Annotated in this window: 18 protein-coding genes; 7 read left to right on the top strand and 11 right to left on the bottom strand. The window is 68.4% G+C overall.

What is annotated here, in order from left to right:
- Positions 1-29 precede the first annotated feature (29 nt).
- From OG804_RS17680 to OG804_RS17670, 3 genes are read right to left on the bottom strand one after another with little or no spacing between them, the layout of a single operon-like run.
- On the bottom strand, positions 30-953 hold the full coding sequence (locus OG804_RS17680; RefSeq protein WP_328387881.1) for an alpha/beta hydrolase: 924 nt from the start codon (positions 951-953) through the stop codon (positions 30-32).
- Between the two features lie 23 nt (positions 954-976).
- Entirely contained in the window at positions 977-1,807 is an 831-nt protein-coding gene (locus OG804_RS17675; protein ID WP_328387879.1) for an SDR family NAD(P)-dependent oxidoreductase, read from the bottom strand.
- Complete coding sequence (locus OG804_RS17670) at positions 1,804-3,351, bottom strand: flavin-containing monooxygenase (protein WP_328387878.1); 1,548 nt, start codon at positions 3,349-3,351, stop codon at positions 1,804-1,806. Before OG804_RS17670 ends, OG804_RS17675 begins: the two co-directional genes overlap by 4 nt.
- A gap of 67 nt (positions 3,352-3,418) precedes the next feature.
- Here OG804_RS17670 and OG804_RS17665 point away from each other — a divergent pair, with 67 nt between their 5' ends.
- On the top strand, positions 3,419-4,051 hold the full coding sequence (locus OG804_RS17665) for a TetR/AcrR family transcriptional regulator (RefSeq protein WP_328387877.1): 633 nt from the start codon (positions 3,419-3,421) through the stop codon (positions 4,049-4,051).
- A gap of 81 nt (positions 4,052-4,132) precedes the next feature.
- Here the strand turns inward: OG804_RS17665 and OG804_RS17660 are convergent, their stop codons facing one another.
- The 5 genes from OG804_RS17660 to OG804_RS17640 all read right to left on the bottom strand — a co-directional run bounded on the left by OG804_RS17660 (position 4,133) and on the right by OG804_RS17640 (position 8,554).
- Entirely contained in the window at positions 4,133-5,158 is a 1,026-nt protein-coding gene (locus tag OG804_RS17660; RefSeq protein WP_328387875.1) for an alpha/beta hydrolase, read from the bottom strand.
- Between the two features lie 20 nt (positions 5,159-5,178).
- Complete coding sequence (locus OG804_RS17655) at positions 5,179-5,403, bottom strand: hypothetical protein (protein ID WP_328387873.1); 225 nt, start codon at positions 5,401-5,403, stop codon at positions 5,179-5,181.
- A 339-nt stretch (positions 5,404-5,742) separates the two neighbouring features.
- Positions 5,743-6,414, bottom strand: coding sequence for a response regulator transcription factor (locus OG804_RS17650; protein ID WP_328387871.1), 672 nt, complete (start codon positions 6,412-6,414; stop codon positions 5,743-5,745).
- The gene (locus OG804_RS17645) at positions 6,411-7,619 is read right to left on the bottom strand and encodes a sensor histidine kinase (protein ID WP_328387869.1); all 1,209 of its coding nucleotides are present in this window, start codon (positions 7,617-7,619) and stop codon (positions 6,411-6,413) included. The genes OG804_RS17650 and OG804_RS17645 overlap by 4 nt, the downstream gene beginning before the upstream one ends.
- A 350-nt stretch (positions 7,620-7,969) precedes the next feature.
- Complete coding sequence (locus OG804_RS17640; RefSeq protein WP_328387867.1) at positions 7,970-8,554, bottom strand: TetR/AcrR family transcriptional regulator; 585 nt, start codon at positions 8,552-8,554, stop codon at positions 7,970-7,972.
- 70 nt (positions 8,555-8,624) lie between these two features.
- On the opposite strand from OG804_RS17640, the gene OG804_RS17635 reads away from it, so the two are divergent.
- Positions 8,625-9,518, top strand: coding sequence for an NADP-dependent oxidoreductase (locus tag OG804_RS17635; protein WP_328387865.1), 894 nt, complete (start codon positions 8,625-8,627; stop codon positions 9,516-9,518).
- 113 nt (positions 9,519-9,631) lie between these two features.
- Here OG804_RS17635 and OG804_RS17630 read toward each other — a convergent pair whose 3' ends face one another.
- Positions 9,632-9,823, bottom strand: coding sequence for a hypothetical protein (locus tag OG804_RS17630; RefSeq protein ID WP_328387863.1), 192 nt, complete (start codon positions 9,821-9,823; stop codon positions 9,632-9,634).
- 184 nt (positions 9,824-10,007) lie between these two features.
- Between OG804_RS17630 and OG804_RS17625 the strand changes: the two genes are divergently transcribed.
- From OG804_RS17625 to OG804_RS17615, 3 genes are all read left to right on the top strand, one after another.
- Positions 10,008-10,343: a YciI family protein gene (locus OG804_RS17625; RefSeq protein ID WP_328387861.1), complete on the top strand. Its 336-nt coding sequence runs from the start codon at positions 10,008-10,010 to the stop codon at positions 10,341-10,343.
- Complete coding sequence (locus tag OG804_RS17620; protein ID WP_328387859.1) at positions 10,340-11,557, top strand: RNA polymerase sigma factor; 1,218 nt, start codon at positions 10,340-10,342, stop codon at positions 11,555-11,557. The genes OG804_RS17625 and OG804_RS17620 overlap by 4 nt, the downstream gene beginning before the upstream one ends.
- Before the next feature lie 108 nt (positions 11,558-11,665).
- Positions 11,666-12,151 (top strand): SRPBCC family protein, encoded by a 486-nt coding sequence (locus tag OG804_RS17615; RefSeq protein ID WP_328387857.1) that lies wholly within the window; start codon positions 11,666-11,668, stop codon positions 12,149-12,151.
- 58 nt (positions 12,152-12,209) lie between these two features.
- On the opposite strand, the gene OG804_RS17610 is transcribed toward OG804_RS17615, so the two are convergent.
- A complete protein-coding gene (locus OG804_RS17610; protein WP_328387855.1) occupies positions 12,210-13,211 on the bottom strand; it encodes a TIGR03617 family F420-dependent LLM class oxidoreductase in 1,002 nt (333 codons plus the stop codon).
- 66 nt (positions 13,212-13,277) lie between these two features.
- Positions 13,278-13,955 (bottom strand): TetR/AcrR family transcriptional regulator, encoded by a 678-nt coding sequence (locus OG804_RS17605; RefSeq protein ID WP_328387853.1) that lies wholly within the window; start codon positions 13,953-13,955, stop codon positions 13,278-13,280.
- A 159-nt stretch (positions 13,956-14,114) separates the two neighbouring features.
- On the opposite strand from OG804_RS17605, the gene OG804_RS17600 reads away from it, so the two are divergent.
- Together OG804_RS17600 and OG804_RS17595 are read left to right on the top strand one after the other, a co-directional pair.
- A complete protein-coding gene (locus tag OG804_RS17600) occupies positions 14,115-14,795 on the top strand; it encodes an SRPBCC family protein (protein WP_328387851.1) in 681 nt (226 codons plus the stop codon).
- Positions 14,796-15,034: 239 nt separating this feature from the next.
- A complete protein-coding gene (locus tag OG804_RS17595; protein WP_328387849.1) occupies positions 15,035-15,439 on the top strand; it encodes a hypothetical protein in 405 nt (134 codons plus the stop codon).
- The last annotated feature ends 7 nt before the right edge of the window (positions 15,440-15,446 follow it).

Here is a 15,446-nt window from a genome sequence, read left to right as displayed (position 1 = left end):
CGGGGTGAAGTTGGGGCTCGATCAGTACTTCATCCTAGGTCGCCCGCCGGTAGCTGATCGACGGCTTGCCGCAGGAAATCGGCCATTTCGGTCAGTGCGATGGACGCGGGTCCGATGAGGGCGGCCTGTAGCTGCGCGACATGCCAGAGCCCCCGGCTCTCGGTGAACTCGACGGTGACGTCGGCCGCCCGCAGGGCCGCGGTCAGGTCGACGCACTGCGGGTGCAGCAGTTCGTCGACATCGGCCTGGACGTAGACCGGCGGCAGCCCGGCCAGCACACCGTGCAGCGGGGCGTAGCCGGGGTCGGCGGGATCGCCGGCGCCCAGGTAGGCCGCGGCGCAGGCGCGGGACCAGGGTCCGTTCACCACTAGATCGCGGGGGCGTTCGGGCAGCTGGTTCGGATCGACCCACGGCGCGATCAGTCCGAGCGCGGCAGGGGTGTGGCCGTGCCGGGCGATCAGCCGCTGCGCCAGTGCCAGCGACAGTCCGCCGCCGGCCGAATCGCCGGCGACGGCGATCCGTCCGGGCTGATAGCCGTGTTCGGTGACCAGTTCGAGAAAGGCGGCTTCCGCGTCGTCCAGCGCCGCCGGGTACGGATGTTCGGGCGCCAGCCGATAGTCGACCGCGTAGACCGGCAGACCGGTCGCGACGGCGAGCCGGCCGTTGAGCGACCGGTGGGTGGTCAGCGAACCCACGGCGTAGCCGCCGCCGTGCAGGTACAGCACGGCGGCGGGTTCGGTCGCGGCGGGTGTGCGCGGCGACAGCCGCTCGGCCGGGCGACCGCCCAGCCGCAGTCGTGTCACCTCGACACCCGCGGGCACCGGTTGCAGTGCCGAGCCGGCGTCGATCAGTGCCCGCTGGACCCGCCACGGCAGCCGCGAATGCAGCGATACGCGATACATCGGACCCAGAATTGCCCGCGCCAGCGGCAGCGGCAGCGCGATATCTCGCATTGCGTTCTCTTTCCCGGTGCCGATCAGGGCAGGAAACGGCGTTCGACGGCGACGGCGATGCGCTGGTACCCGGAGGCGGCGGTCCGCACGAACAGGTCCAGCAGTTTGGCCTCCCAGCCGATCAGCACCCGTCCGCGGCCCTTGCGGACCCCGTCGACGATGGTCTCCGCGGCCATTTCAGGGCTGTGGATGGCGAGGTATTTGTCGAACTGCGAGCTGGCTTCCGCGCCGTCGATATCGTCGGTGTAGGTCGCGTTGCGGGCGACCGCGGTCTTGATGCCGCCGGGGTGCACGCAGGTCACCTGGACCGGCGCCCGGTCCACCAGCATTTCCTGCCGCAGCGCCTCGGTGAATCCGCGGACCGCGAATTTGGCCGAGTTGTACGCCGCCTGCCCCGGAACGGCGATCAGGCCGAACAGGCTGGAGACATTGACGACGTGCCCGTCGCCGGATTCCAGGAGGTAGGGCAGGAACGCCTTGGTCCCGTTCACCACTCCCCAGAAATCGACGTCCATGATCCGGTCGATGTCTTTGAAATCGGTTTTGACGACATCGCCGTGGTGGGCGATACCGGCATTGTTGTAGATCTGGTGGACCACGCCGAAATGCTGTTTCACCGCGTCCGCGTACAGCAGGACGGCTTCGCGTTCGGCCACATTCAGCCGGTCCGATTTGACCTCCGCGCCCAGCTGTTCGCAGCGGCGGACCGTTTCGGCCAGACCCTCGGTATCGATATCGGACAGCGCCAGCTTCGCGCCGCGCCGGGACAGGTTCACGGCCAGTGCGCGACCGATACCGGAGCCTGCTCCGGTGATGACACAGACCTTGTTGCGGAAATAGGCGTCGTTGCTCACTGTGCGGTCACTACCTTCAGCTCGGGACGTTCGGGGGCGGCGTCCGTGGTCGTCGTATCGTAGGCGTCCACGTCGAATTTCTTTGTGATGCGCCGGAATTCGAAGGTGAAGTCCGGCCAGAGGGTTGTATTGTTCCCGTGCTTGTCCAGGTACCAGCTGGCGCAGCCGCCGGTGCTCCAGACGCTCTTGGTGAGTTTTTTCTGCAGGCCGGTGTTATAGGTGTCCTGCGCGGCGCGGCGCACCTCGACGGTGCGCAGGCCGGTGCGGTCGAAGGTCGCCAGGGCGTCGGCGACATAGTTGATCTGGGATTCGATCATGTACACCATCGACGTGTGGCCCAGCCCGACGTTGGGGCCGAGCAGGAAGAACATATTCGGGTAGTTGGCGATCGACGAGCCTTTGTAGCCCTGCTGGCCGATATCGTCGAACACCTCGGTGAGACTGCGGCCGTCGCGGCCGTAGATGGTCTCGTAGGCGGGGGAGTCGGTGACGTGGAACCCGGTGGCGACCACGATCGCGTCGACCTCCCGTTCGGTGCCGTCGGCGGTGACGATCGAATTCGCGCGGATCTCGGCGATACCGTCGGTGACCACGTCGACGTTGTCGCGGTCCAGGGCCGGGTAGTACTCGTTGGAGATCAGCATGCGCTTGCAGCCGATCCGGAAATCGGGGGTGACCTTCTTGCGCAGTTCGGGATCGCGGATCTCCCACTGCAATTTGGCTTTGGCCAGTGCCTCGAACCCGCGCATGAGCGGCGGGAATTTGGCCAGACCGACGACCTGGGTCTCACGGGCGGCGTAGATGGCGGCCCGAGACAGGCGCTGGACGCCCGGGATGTGTTTGAAGGCGAGGCGCTCGGGCCGCAGATACGGCCGGTCCATCCGGGGCAGCAGCCAGGGTGCGGTGCGCTGGTAGACGTCGAGGTGGGCGACGCTGCCGGCGATGGCGGGGACGATCTGGATGGCCGACGCGCCGGTGCCGATCACCGCGACGCGTTTGCCGACCAGGTCGGAATCATGGTTCCAGCGGGCCGAGTGGAAGATCTCGCCCTCGAAGCTGTTGATGCCCTTGATATCGGGCAGGTTGGGTTCGCACAGCGCGCCGACCGCGGACACCACGGTGTCGGCGGTGAAATCGCCTTTGCTCGTGGTGACCTCCCACTGCGCGGTTTCGCTGTTCCAGCGGGCGCCGGTGACATCGCAGTCGAAGAGGTGCTTGTCGCGCACCTTGTATTTGTCGGCGACGCCCTGGATATAAGCCTGGATCTCGCCCTGCCGGGAGAACGAGCGCGACCAGTTCGGGTTCAGCGCGAACGAGTACGAGTAGAGGTGGGACGGCACATCGCACGCCGCGCCCGGATAGGTGTTGTCACGCCAGGTGCCACCGACATCGCTACCGCGTTCCAGTACGAGGAAATCCTCGCGGCCCTGCTGGGTCAGCCGGATGGCCAGGCCCAGGCCGGCGAAACCGCTGCCGATGATGATCGTCCGCAGATGACGGGTGGGCTGGTTAGCGACAGCTTTGTCTGTAACCTTGCGACTCATATACTCAGGGTAAGGCTCTATTGAGCCGGAGTCAACAGTATTGAACGGCAGTCAGTAGGATGGTCGCGTGAGTACGAGTCCGGGGGTCACCGCCAAACGTGTCCGACTGAGCCCGGACGAGCGTCGGACGCAGCTGATCACGCTCGGGGTCGAGATGCTCGGCGAGCGGGCCATCGAGGACATCTCGGTCAGCGAAATCGCGGCCCAGGCCGGAATCTCGCGCGGGCTGCTGTTCCACTACTTCCCCACCAAGCAGGATTTCCAGCTCGAAGTCGTCCGGCACGCGAACGCCGAACTGCTGGCCCGGGTCACCCCGGATCCAGGACTGGGGCTGTTCGACATGCTGCGGGATTCGGTGGGCCGCTATATCGACTACGTCAGCGAGAACCGCACCTCGTACCTGGCGCTGCTGCGGGGCCCCACCAGTTCCAGCCCGGACCTGCTCGGCCTGGTCGAGCAGACTCGGCGCGCGATCGCCGACATCATCCTCACCCAGGTCCCGCTGTCCCCGGAGGAGCGGGACCAGCCCCGCCTGGTTCTGGCGGTCCGGGGCTGGGTCGCGTTCACCGAGGAGACCACGCTGTCATGGCTGCGCGAGGAAACCGTCACCCGTGACGAACTGATCGAACTCCTGGTGGAATCGCTGCTGGCACTGGCGATGGCGGTGAACCCGGCGCTGGCCGCGGCGCTGCGGGCCTGACGGCGGCGGTGTCCGGCGCCGCCACCGAATCCGCCTGCGCTGCCGGTGCGGACCGTTGCCCCCTGACGACCTCGGTGACCGTCATGGCCGCACCCTCTTGGCCGAGCCCGATGCGGCCGAACGGTTCTCACTGTTTGTCGTGCGTGGGGCTCCCGCCAACAGGCTGCGCAGGTGCGCGAGGATTTCGGCGCGGGCGGGCTTGGCCGCGGGGATCGCTCCCGGCATGCTCAGGAACGCGTGGGTCGCTTCCGGGTAGCGCGTCAGCGTCACACCGACTCCGGCGCCGCGCAGGCGGTCGGCATATGCCGCGGCCTGGTCTTCCAGGGGATCCAGCCCCGCGGCCTGGATGAGCGCGGGGGCCAGGCCCGTGAGGTCGTCGTGATGCAGCGGTGAGATGGTGCGGCGGTCGAAGGATTCGGGTACGGCGATACGCGGTGTTGCGCGGCATTGGGCCGGTGACGCGGTCGGACTGTCCGCGTTCTCGGTGAACGAGGGGTACGCGAAGGCGCTCTCGGTCCAGTCGAGCTGCGGGTTGATCAGTACCTGGGTGCGCACCGGCACCCCGAGTTCCGGTGCTCTGATCGCGGTGAGCGCCGCCAGCGTCGCGCCGGCGCTGGACCCCAGCAGGGCGATCCGGGTCCGGTCGGCGCCCCACTGGGCGGCCTGCTCGGCGAGGCGGGGTACGGAATCGTAGGCGTCCTCGACCGGCGCCGGTACGGGATGCTCGGGCGCCAGGCGATAGTCGACCGCGGCGACCACGGCCGGGCAGCCGACCGCGAGGTGGCTCAGCAGCCAGTCGTCCTGGTCGGGTGCGCCGCTGATCAATCCGCCGCCGTGGAAGGCGACGATCAGCGGTAGCGGCGCGGTTTCCCGCTCGGGTCGGTACACGCGAACGTTCAGCCCGCGGCCGGGGAGATCGAGGACATGGGTGGTGATCCGCGCCGCGCGATCGACTCGGCCGGTGATGGGCGTCAACAGGGCCGACCTGAGCATCCGGTTCTGTGCCGCACGGGATTCCACGACCTGATCCGGTGTGATCGAGTCCCAGTCCGTATCGGGCATCAGTGCGGCCAGGATCCGCATCCGCAGGGGAATTTTGCCTCGCATAATGTGCCTTCCGTGGTGTTTCAGTTGCCGCATATCGCGTATCGGCGCGGTGCCGAAAGCGCGTCGTCGCTGGGGTGGGGTCGCGGTTTTCCGGACGGGCCGAGTTCGTTCCAGCGCGCCGGATTGAGGGCGACCGACAGTTGCCGGTTGCCGTCGGCGCGGGTCAGCGAGATCGAAAAGGCGCCGCAACCCGGGACCTCGACCCTGTGCAGGCCGAGTCCGTAATCGAGCCGCTCCCCGTCCATTGCGATAACCGGACCGGTCCGCTGCCTCTGGGCCAGCGACGCCCGGTTCACGATCTCGCTGCCAAGGGTGAGTGCGCTTGCGCTCCTGCGGAGTTCATCCGCGCGGTGACAGGGTTTTCAGGCAGAGCGGTGGGGCTGCGGGCTCGGCTCCGGAATTCGCGATCATGCTGTCGATGGTCGCGTTCGCCGGGCCTGTTCCGCTTCCGGCGACAGTCGTCGCCGCCTACGTGATTTCGTGTAGCGCAAGGACATCCGGCTACGTCCGCCGTCGTAGTCGCATGCCCCTCGGAAGTCCGCCCACGGCAGTGGCTCCGGCCACGAGCCGATCGATCGTGCCTGCTAACCGGCGGTGTCGCACAGTCCGGTCTGGTAGGCGATCACGACCAGCTGCGCGCGATCGCGGGCCCCCAGTTTCACCATCGCGCGGCTCACATGGGTCCGGGCGGTGGCAGGACTCAGGAACAGTGCGGCACCGATCTCATCGTTGCTCATACCCTGGCCCACCAGCGCAAGCACCTCGCGCTCGCGATCGGTCAGTACCGCGAGCCGGTCCTCGGCGGACCTGGCGGCCCGGCGTTGCGCGGCGAACTGGCCGATGAGACGGCGGGTGACCCGGGGCGCGAGCAACGCCTCACCGGCGGCGATCACTCGGATGGCGTGCAGGAGTTCGGCGGGCCCGGCGTCCTTGAGCAGGAACCCGCTCGCGCCCGCCTGCAAGGCCTCGAAAACGTTGTCGTCGGTGTCGTAGGTGGTGAGGATGAGTACCCTGACCTGCTCCAACCCGGCGGTCTCGGCGATCCGGCCGGTGGCGCGTATCCCGTCCATCTTCGGCATCCGGATATCCATCAGGACCACATCGGGCCGGGTGGCGCGGGCCAGTTCGACGGCTTCCGCGCCGTTGGTGGCCTCGCCGACCACCGTGATGTCGTCCTCCAGATCGAGCAGGACTTTGAAACCGGAACGGACCAGTCGTTCGTCGTCGGCGAGCAGCACTCTGATCGGCGAGTTCACCGGCCCGACCCGACCGGAGCGAGCGGCAGGCTGGCCACGACTTCGAACCCGCCGCCGGGTCGCGGCTTCGCCTCGAGTTCGCCCCCGAGCAGCTGGCAGCGTTCGCGCATGCCGACGATCCCGCGACCGGTCGTGGTCGCACCGCTGGTGCGGGCCGGAGTCCGGCGGCCTTCGTCGGTCACCCGGATGTGCAGGGCGTCGACCCGGGATTCGAGCGCGACGGTCACCCGGGTCGGGCCGACGTGCCGGATCACATTGGTGATCGATTCCTGCACGATCCGATACGCGGCGCTGCCCACCGCGCTCGGTAGCGCCGGCACCGGTTCGGGCTGCTCGACAGCGATATCGAGGCCGGCCTCGCGGGCCTTGCCGGTGAGTTCGTGGATCTGGCCGAGCCCGGGGAAGGGTTCGCGCCCGTCGCCGTCGCGCAGGACGCCGAGGATGGCGCGCATCTCGTGCAATGCCCGCGAACTGGTCTGCTCGATGGTGTGCAGGGCGTCGCGGACCTGTTCGGGCCTCCGGTCGAGCACATGTGCGGTGACACCGGCCTGCACGTTGATGATGGCGATGGCATGGGCGACGGTGTCGTGGACTTCGCGGGCGATCCGCAGCCGTTCGGCGTCGACCCGCGCCCGGGTCTCCTCGTCGCGGGAGCGTTCGGCCAGTTCCGCCCGCTCCTGCGCGTCGGCGGCGATGACCTGGCGGGATCGGGCGGATTCGCCGAGCATCGTGGCGATCACCGCCGCGCCGATCCGGAAGAACACCCAGCCGATGGCCGACACCGGTTCGACATCGGCTCCGGCGATCAACCAGCCGACGGCCAGGACCGCGATCCCGACGCCGGCGATCCGCAGCGATCGATACCCGTCGCCATATGCGGCGAGGGTGTAGAGAGCGACGAAGAGCCCGAGATAGGAGAGCCGATCGGGGAAGTCGAAAGCGAAGTAGATCAGGCTGGACGCACCGGTGATCGCGAAGACCGCGACCGGGCTCCGACGGCGCGCGACCACGGCCACCCCGCTCACGATCATCAGGGCGTATCCGATGCCTGAAACCGGTGTCGAGGCCGGCTCGAGCGGCACCGGAATACTGGCGCTGAGTACCTGCACCACCGTGACGAACAGGGCCAACCCGATATCCGGAAACCATGCGGGCCGCCGCGCGAATTGGGCGGACAGTCGACGTGACACTGCCCGCGGATCCATGTCGTGACAGTACGTCATGCACCGGGGCGCCCGCTCCCGCTCGGCGGCGTCGGCGGCTACGACGAGAGACGTAGCCGACCACGTATCCCGTACGCATATCGACGTAGTACGCGGCAGGTGAGTGAACCCGGCCGACGGTGTCAGGCGACGGACATGTGCTCGCGCACGGCGCGGGCGGTGGCGGCGGTGTCGTAACCGGCTGGGAGGAACTCTGCCGCCGTGGCGGGGAATCCCGGCGGGTCGACCCTGACGCACGGTCGACCCGAGCCTGGTCGAACTGCTCCGGAAACGCGGCTGGACCAGCTGGACCGAGCTCGGCCGAGTGGGAGAGGACGCGGCTGCACTGCCCCTCACGTCTGCGGAGAGGGGCAGGTGACCTCCCAGGCCGCCTCGATCATCCGGAAGATCTCGTCCACGGCGGCGTCCGGGTCGGGCGCTTCCCGGGCCAGTGAATGGGCGTCGATCACGAACCTCGCGATAGTCCGACAAGCGGTTGTCGTCTCTGGCAGGTCGAGATCGGCAGCGATGGCGGTTGCCAGCGACTCGGTGTGGCGCAGCCGCATCGACTGCTCGTACTCCCGCAGGGCAGCTGATCCGTCGACCATGCGCCAGATCGGGGCGCCCTGCGTCGCGCAGTGTCGCACCATGGCCTGGATCTCGCGGCGCAGCGCCGGTATGAGGGGCTCGTGCGGCGCCCGGCCGGTGACCGCCTGCGTGAGGCGTTGCTCGAAATCGTCGTCGCGCTCGAACACCAGGGCCTCTTTCGAGGCGAAGTGAGAGAAGACCGTGGTAACGGCGACGTCGGCCTCAGCGGCCACCTCGCGGATCCCCACCGCGTCGTACCCGCGGTCCAGGAAGAGTTGTCGCGCGGTATCAGCGATCTTCTGGCGGGTCGCGGCCTTCTTGCGCTCACGGCGTCCGGGCGGCATGGTCATGTCTTGACACTATCAGATACAAAGTTGCATCAGTTACAAAACACTAACCGTTAGTGTTAAGGTCGATCGTATGAAGAGAGTCAGCTTCGCCGAGTTCGGCGGCCCGGACGTTCTGCACCTCGTGGACGCCGAGGAGCCCCACGCGGGCCCCGGTCGGATACGCATCGCCGTGCGGGCCGCGGGCGTGAATGCCGTCGACTGGAGGATTCGTGAAGGCCAGTTCCAGCAGGTCCATCCGGTCGAGTTGCCTGCCGGAGTGGGGCAGGACGCCGCCGGGGTGGTGGACGAGGTCGGCGAGGGAGTCGAAGGGGTCGCAGTCGGCGACCACGTGTTCGGCGACGGCTCGAGTACCTATGCGGAGTTCGCCGTGCTGTCGGCCTGGGCCCGCATGCCCGAGGGGCTGACATTCGAAGAGGCGGCGGGGTACCCCTCGGTGGTGGAGACCGCGCTGCGCATCATCGACCAGGTCGGTGTTGCGCCCGGGCAGACGCTGCTGGTCAGCGGTGCGTCCGGGGGCGTCGGATCGGCGGTGCTACAGATCGCCCGCGACCGAGGCGTCGCGGTGATCGGCACGGGTGGGGCCGCCAACCAGGACTATCTGCGTAGCCTGGGGGCCGTCGCCACGACGTACGGCGAGGGCTGGGTCGAGCGCGTTCGGCAGTCCGGCCGTGTCGACGCGGCTCTCGATCTGGCCGGTTCGGGCGTGATCCGGGAGCTGGTCGAGCTGGTCGGGGATCCGCAGAGGGTGGTCTCCATCGCCGATATCGGTGCGTCGGAGTTCGGCGTCCGATTCTCCGGTGTGGCCGGGAGCATGCCGGAAGCACTCGCCGAAGCCGCCGATCTCATCTCACGAGGAAAGCTCCACATTCCGATCGAGAAGTCGTATTCGCTCGCCGAAGCGGCGGCGGCGCATATCGACAGCCGAGCCGGTCATACGCGCGGACGCCGGGTCATGGTCATCTGAGCAGGACCCGGATCCTCCTGTCGCGGAATGCGACTGGCGAAGGCCGTCCCCACCCAGCCGGCAACGGTGCTTCATATCCTGGGCCGGGCGAATCGGCGTGGATCAGTGTCCGGTCAGAGGTTCGGGCGGTTCTGCACCCACCGGAACGGTGTGCTTCGTTGCGGGAAGCTGTCCGGGTCGATCCGGTCGAGCGTGAGGGTGACATAGTGGCCGTCCAGTTCGCCGGTCAGTACGGCTCTGTCCGGGGCAGGTTGCTGGAAGATGTTCGTGCCCAAGGGATTCCGGGTGTGATCGGTTGGTTCCATCGGCCTCGGTGGCGGTGTCCCCTCGATCAGCCGGATCCGGTGTGACGCGCCGCTTCGGAGCGCGTTTCAGCTGACGGTCGGGGCAGGTGGTCGGCGCGGATCGAAGGCCGGTGTGCCCCGTTACAGGGTGTGTCGACCCGTCCGCGTCGTTGATCGGCCTCGCCTGGTCGGGCATATTGTGGCCATGAAATATGTGCTGCTGATCTGCGACGACGAGACGGATGCGCCGACCAACGAGGAGATCGCGGCAGACCCGGCGCATCGCGCGTGGGCGGCGGATGTGGACCGGCGGGGACGCCGGCTCGGCGGCGCGCGGCTGCGTCCGGTGGCGGACGCGACCACGGTGCGCGTCCGCGACGGCGAAATATTGGTGTCCGACGGTCCATTCGCGGAGACGAAGGACTTCGTCGGCGGGGTGGACATCATCGACTGCGCTGATCTGGACGAGGCGCTCGAGATCGCGGCGGGCCATCCCTACGCGCGCCGGGGTTGCGTGGAAGTCCGCCCCGTGTGGGAATGACCGCGCCGGACGCGGTGCGCGCCGCGGTCGAAGCGGCGTACCGGGACGAATGGGGACAGGTGGTCGCGACCCTGATCGGGCTGACCGGGGAATGGGATCTGGCCGAGGATTGCGCGCAGGACTCGTTCGCCGCCGCACTGGCGACCTGGCCGCGCGAGGGGATCCCGGGCCGTCCGGGGGCATGGCTCACGACGGTGGCGCGCAACCGTGCCCGGGACAGGCTGCGTCACGACAAGGCCGGAGCAGCCAAGTTACGTCAACTCGTCGTGCTGGCACCGGGGACGGAAGAACTCGTCGCGGAAGAGATTCCCGACGAACGATTGCGGTTGATCTTCACCTGCTGCCATCCGGCGCTGCCGTTCCCGGCCCGCGTCGCCCTCACCCTGCGGACATTGACGGGCCTGAACACCGCCGAGATCGCCCGGGCGTTCCTGACGGCCGAGTCCACGATGGCGCAGCGCCTGGTGCGTGCGAAGCACAAGATCGTCGAGGCGGGCATCCCGTACCGGGTTCCCAGGGCAGAACTCCTGCCGCAACGATTGTCAGCGGTCCTCGCCGTTCTCTATTTGATCTTCAACGAGGGTTACGACGAGCAGGACGGGCGCCGGGCGCTGACCGCCGAGGGGATCCACCTCGCCAGGGTTCTGGTCCGCCTGATGCCGTCCGAGCCCGAGCCCCGCGGCCTGCTGGCACTGATGCTGTTACTGGAGGCCCGTCGCGCGAATCGGACCGCGGGCGGCGTCCTGATCCCGCTGGAGGACCAGGACCGCTCCCGATGGGACGGTGCGCTGATCGCCGAAGGGGTGGCCACGCTCGACGAGGCGCTGGCCCTGCGCCGCGCCGGGCCCTACCAGGTGCAGGCCGCGATCGCCGCCTGCCATGCGACCGCGCCCGACGCGGCGTCCACGGATTGGCCGCAGATCGCGGCCCTGTACGCGGAACTCGCGCGCGCTGCGCCCTCGCCGGTGGTGGACCTCAACCGCGCCGTGGCGATCGCCATGGCCGAGGGCATCCCGGCCGGCTTGGCTCTCGTCGACGCGCTCGCCGAATCCGGCAGGTTGCGGGGGTACTACCTGCTGCCCGCGACCCGTGCCGATCTACTCCGCCGGGCGGGCCGCTCGGCCGAGGCCGCGCAGGCGTACGAAGAGGCGCTGGCGTCGGCGCCGACCGACGCCGAACGCCGCTATCTGGCCGGTCGCCTGCGCGAACTCTGACCGCGCGGTCGCGTTCAGCGGAGTCGGAAAAGAAAATTCGGTGTCGATGTCGATCGGGAGCGGCCCCGTTCGTCGGTGGGGCAAAACCACCGAGAGAGAGGCAAGAAAATGTCGCACACCGATCACCTGACTGCCACGATCACCGTCGATCGGACCCCGGACGAGGTCTTCGCAGCCGTCACCGACGTCCGCGGGTGGTGGAGCGAGAACCTCATCGGCGCCACCACCGGCCTGCACGACGAATTCGTCTTCACCGACGACTGCAAGTACGCGGGGGAGACCGCCCAGGAGAAGAAGGGCATCCGCTTCAGCCGGTTCCGGCTCACCGAGGTCGTGCGCGGCGAGCGGATGGTCTGGCACGTGCTGGATTCGTATCTCACCTTCGTCGACGACCGGCACGAGTGGACCGACACCGATGTCGTCTTCGATATCGCGGCCACGCCGGAAGGGACCACCCTGCACTTCACCCACGAGGGACTGACCGCCGCCTCCGAATGCTTCGAGGCCTGCTCGCGCGGCTGGACCTTCTACATCACGACGAGCCTGCCGCAGCTGATCGCCACCGGCGCCGGGCAGCCGATCCCGAAATACTGATCCGCGCCCGAACCCGGGCGCCGGGACCACCGGACTCCGGACCGCCGCCGCGCCGGGCTCATGAGCCCAGTGCGGCGGCGAGCGCCGCGATCTGCTCGACCGGCGGATCGTAGCCGGGGAAATAGCAGCACACCCGATCGGCGACGTCGGCGAAACGGCGCCGGATCTCGGTCGCGCACTCTCCGGGCGTGCCCCGCACCGCGAGAGTGTCGACCATAGGGTCGGAGATCCGGCCGAACATGCGCATGATGTCGCCCGATTTGGACAGGGCGTTGAGCTCCGGCTGCAGATCACCCCACCCCTCGATATCGAGCACGGACCGGTAGGCGGGGGTCGAACCGTAGAACGCGAGCAGTCCGCGCACCCCGGTCGATGCGGCCGCGAGTTCCTCCGCCGAGGTGCCCATCGCCACGATCACCTGTGGAAAGAGCGGAAACTCGGTGCGGCCCGCCCTTCTCATCCCCGCCGCGACGGCGGGCAGCGTCCGCTCCCGGAAGTGGCGGTGGCTGTGGAAAGGCATCACCAGCAGCCCGTCCGCGACCTCGGCGGCGGTTCGGGTCATCACCGGCCCCAACGCGCCGAGCAGGACCGGCGGCGGACCGTACGGGTTGGGTCCGGGGACGAAGGTCGGCGGCATCAGGGTGTGCTGGGTGTGCTCACCCCGGAAGTCCAGCGGGCTGCCCTCCTGCCACGAGGTCAGGATCGCGCGCACCGCGAGCACGATCTCCCGCATCCGCGCCGCCGGAGCGGACCAGGTGGCGCCGTAGCGCTTCTCGATATGCGGCCGGATCTGTGACCCGAGTCCGAGCCGGAATCGGCCGTGCGACATCAACTGCAGGTCCCAGGCGGCGTGCGCCAGATGCATCGGGCTGCGCGGCATGGCGATCGCGACATTGGTCATCAGATCGGTGTCCACCCGCCCGGCCACCGCCGCCAGCGGCAGCAGGACGTCGTGCGGGCCTTCGAAGGTGAACAGTCCGGCCGCGCCGGCGTCGACGAGCGCGCGGGCGCGTTCCGCGCAGCGGTCGGGTCGCGCATCCAACTGGAGATCTAGCAGCATCAGCTCATCCAAGTACGTCGGATCGGATTCGACCAGGGCGCGCGGGCCATCGGGGCGACGGTACGTCTACGCGGGGGCCGGGCCCGGCCGAGTGGTCCGGTCGGCGGGGAGGAGTGTGTTCAGTTCGTCGGTGAACAAGAGGGCCGGGTCGAACTCCATTCCGGTGAACTGGCCGGCGAGTTCGAGGGAGAGGACGCCGTGGAGCCGGGTCCAGAAGGTCAGGGCGCGGTGCAGCGTCGTGACCGGTGTCGCGGGGTCGCCGGCCCATCGGCGGTGGTGTTCGAGGTGGGCGTCGAACGGCGTCGCCTGCTGTTCCGGAGATAGTGCGGAGAAGGCAGTGAGCAGCGCTGTCATGATCCGGTTCGAGATCGCGGTGGTGTCCTCGGGTGCGTGATAGCCGGGGATGGGTGTGCCGTAGATGAGGAAGTACCGCTGGGGGTCTTGCAGGGCCCATCCCCGTACCGCGTAGGCCAGCCCGGTCACGTCGGCGCCGATGTCGAGTTCGGCGTGCAGGGTGTCGGCGAGGCTTCGGTAGGCGTCGCGGATGAGTTCGGTGATCAATTCGTCGCGGCCGGCGAAGTAGCGGTACAGGGCCGGGCCGCTCATCCCCACCTGTTTGGCGATCGCGTTGAGCGAGAGCGCGGATACGCCCGCCGTCGCGATCTGCTCCCAGGCGTGTTGCTTGATCTCCTCGCGCACCTGGGTGCGATAGCGCTCCCTCGAGCCCGTTCCCTTGGCTCCCATCGACGATCACCTCCTGCCGGGGCACGCGGCGACTCCGCGTTTGGTTAGACCCTATCACTTTCACTATTGACACTCACCGCATCGTGGTTATAGGTTCTAACTAACCCGAGTGGCACTAACTCGGAGGTACTCGGCTCCGGCCCTGAACGAGGAGAAACCATGTCCGGCAAGGAGATCCGCAACCGCTTCGGCAAGCGCACCGCCCTGGTCCTGATCCCGCTCACCGCGCTCGCGTTGACCGCCCTCACCGCATGCGGCAGCGATGACGCCCGTGCCGAAGGGGCAAGTGAGAGCACGGCGAGCGCCGCACCGGCAGCCCCCGCCGACCCGGCCGCGCTCACCTGTGGCGGGCAGGGCATCGATGCCTCCGCCCCGATCCACTACCGGGCCGAGACCTTGATCAACGCGCCGCTGAGCACTGTCTGGGATCTGCACACCGATGTCGAACGCTGGTCGCAGTGGCAGCAGGCCGTTACGACCATCGAGCGCCTCGATCAGGGGCCGCTGCGGGAAGGCTCGCAGTTCCGGTGGACGACTCCGGCGCCGGCCACCCCGATAACGCCCGCCACCACGCTGTCCATCACCTCGTCGGTCCAGCAGCTCGAGCAGAACAAGTGCATCCGCTGGAGCGGGCCCGCCATCGGCGAGGGCGTGCACATCGACAGCGGCACCCACGTCTGGAACTTCACCGAGGTCGACGGCGGCGTTCTGGTGCGCACCGAGGAGAACTGGCGCGGCGCGCAGCCCGAGGCGGACGTCCCCACCTCCACCGGGCTCCTCGGCGCAGGCCTCGAGATCTGGCTGGCCGACCTCAAAGCCACCGCCGAAGCCCACCACTGACACCCGTCTGCGATCCACCGCAGGAGGAGAACAATGTCCACCACCACGCCGCGCGGACGACTTCGTCGGCCGGGGTAGCAGCCTCCTGGATCTGGTGCCACCGAGCGGATCTCCGTGTCAGCGGCGGTGTCAGACGGGTGTCAGGGAGACGTCAGGCCGGACCTCGATAGTTGGTTGCAGAACGAAGAACGGCACGGCCCCGGCCGGCGCCGACCACCACATTCGAAGGAGCACGCACCATGTCCATCACCCTCACCGCCCAGGACAAGACCACCCTGCGGACCGCCGCCTACGGCGCCGTCTCATTGCTGGCCGCCGCCGGCGTCGGCGACAAGCCGCACAAGATCGCGACCAACGGCAGCATCGCGCTGGCGTCGGCGACCGGGTCGATCGGGCACGTACTCGCCGCGAAATCGGGGAAGATCACCCTGACCGGAAAGTCCGCCGCCGAACTCGCCGACCAGGTACTGCCGGCGCTGACCGCCGCCATGAGCCTGCTGAAGGAACAGGATCCCGCCGAGGCCGGCAACTTCCGCAGCACGGTCCTCGTCGCGATGGACGCCGCCCGGACCCACCAGGACCGGCCCCACCCCACCATGGTCGATATGGCCGGCAAGATCACCGCGGCCCTCGACGCCGCGTGAGAGCGAG

Origin of the sequence: Nocardia sp. NBC_00416 (assembly GCF_036032445.1) — a bacterium.
Taxonomy (GTDB): domain Bacteria; phylum Actinomycetota; class Actinomycetes; order Mycobacteriales; family Mycobacteriaceae; genus Nocardia.
The sequence above is the reverse complement of the archived record's forward strand: the minus strand, read 5'-3'. Positions and strand labels throughout refer to the sequence as shown.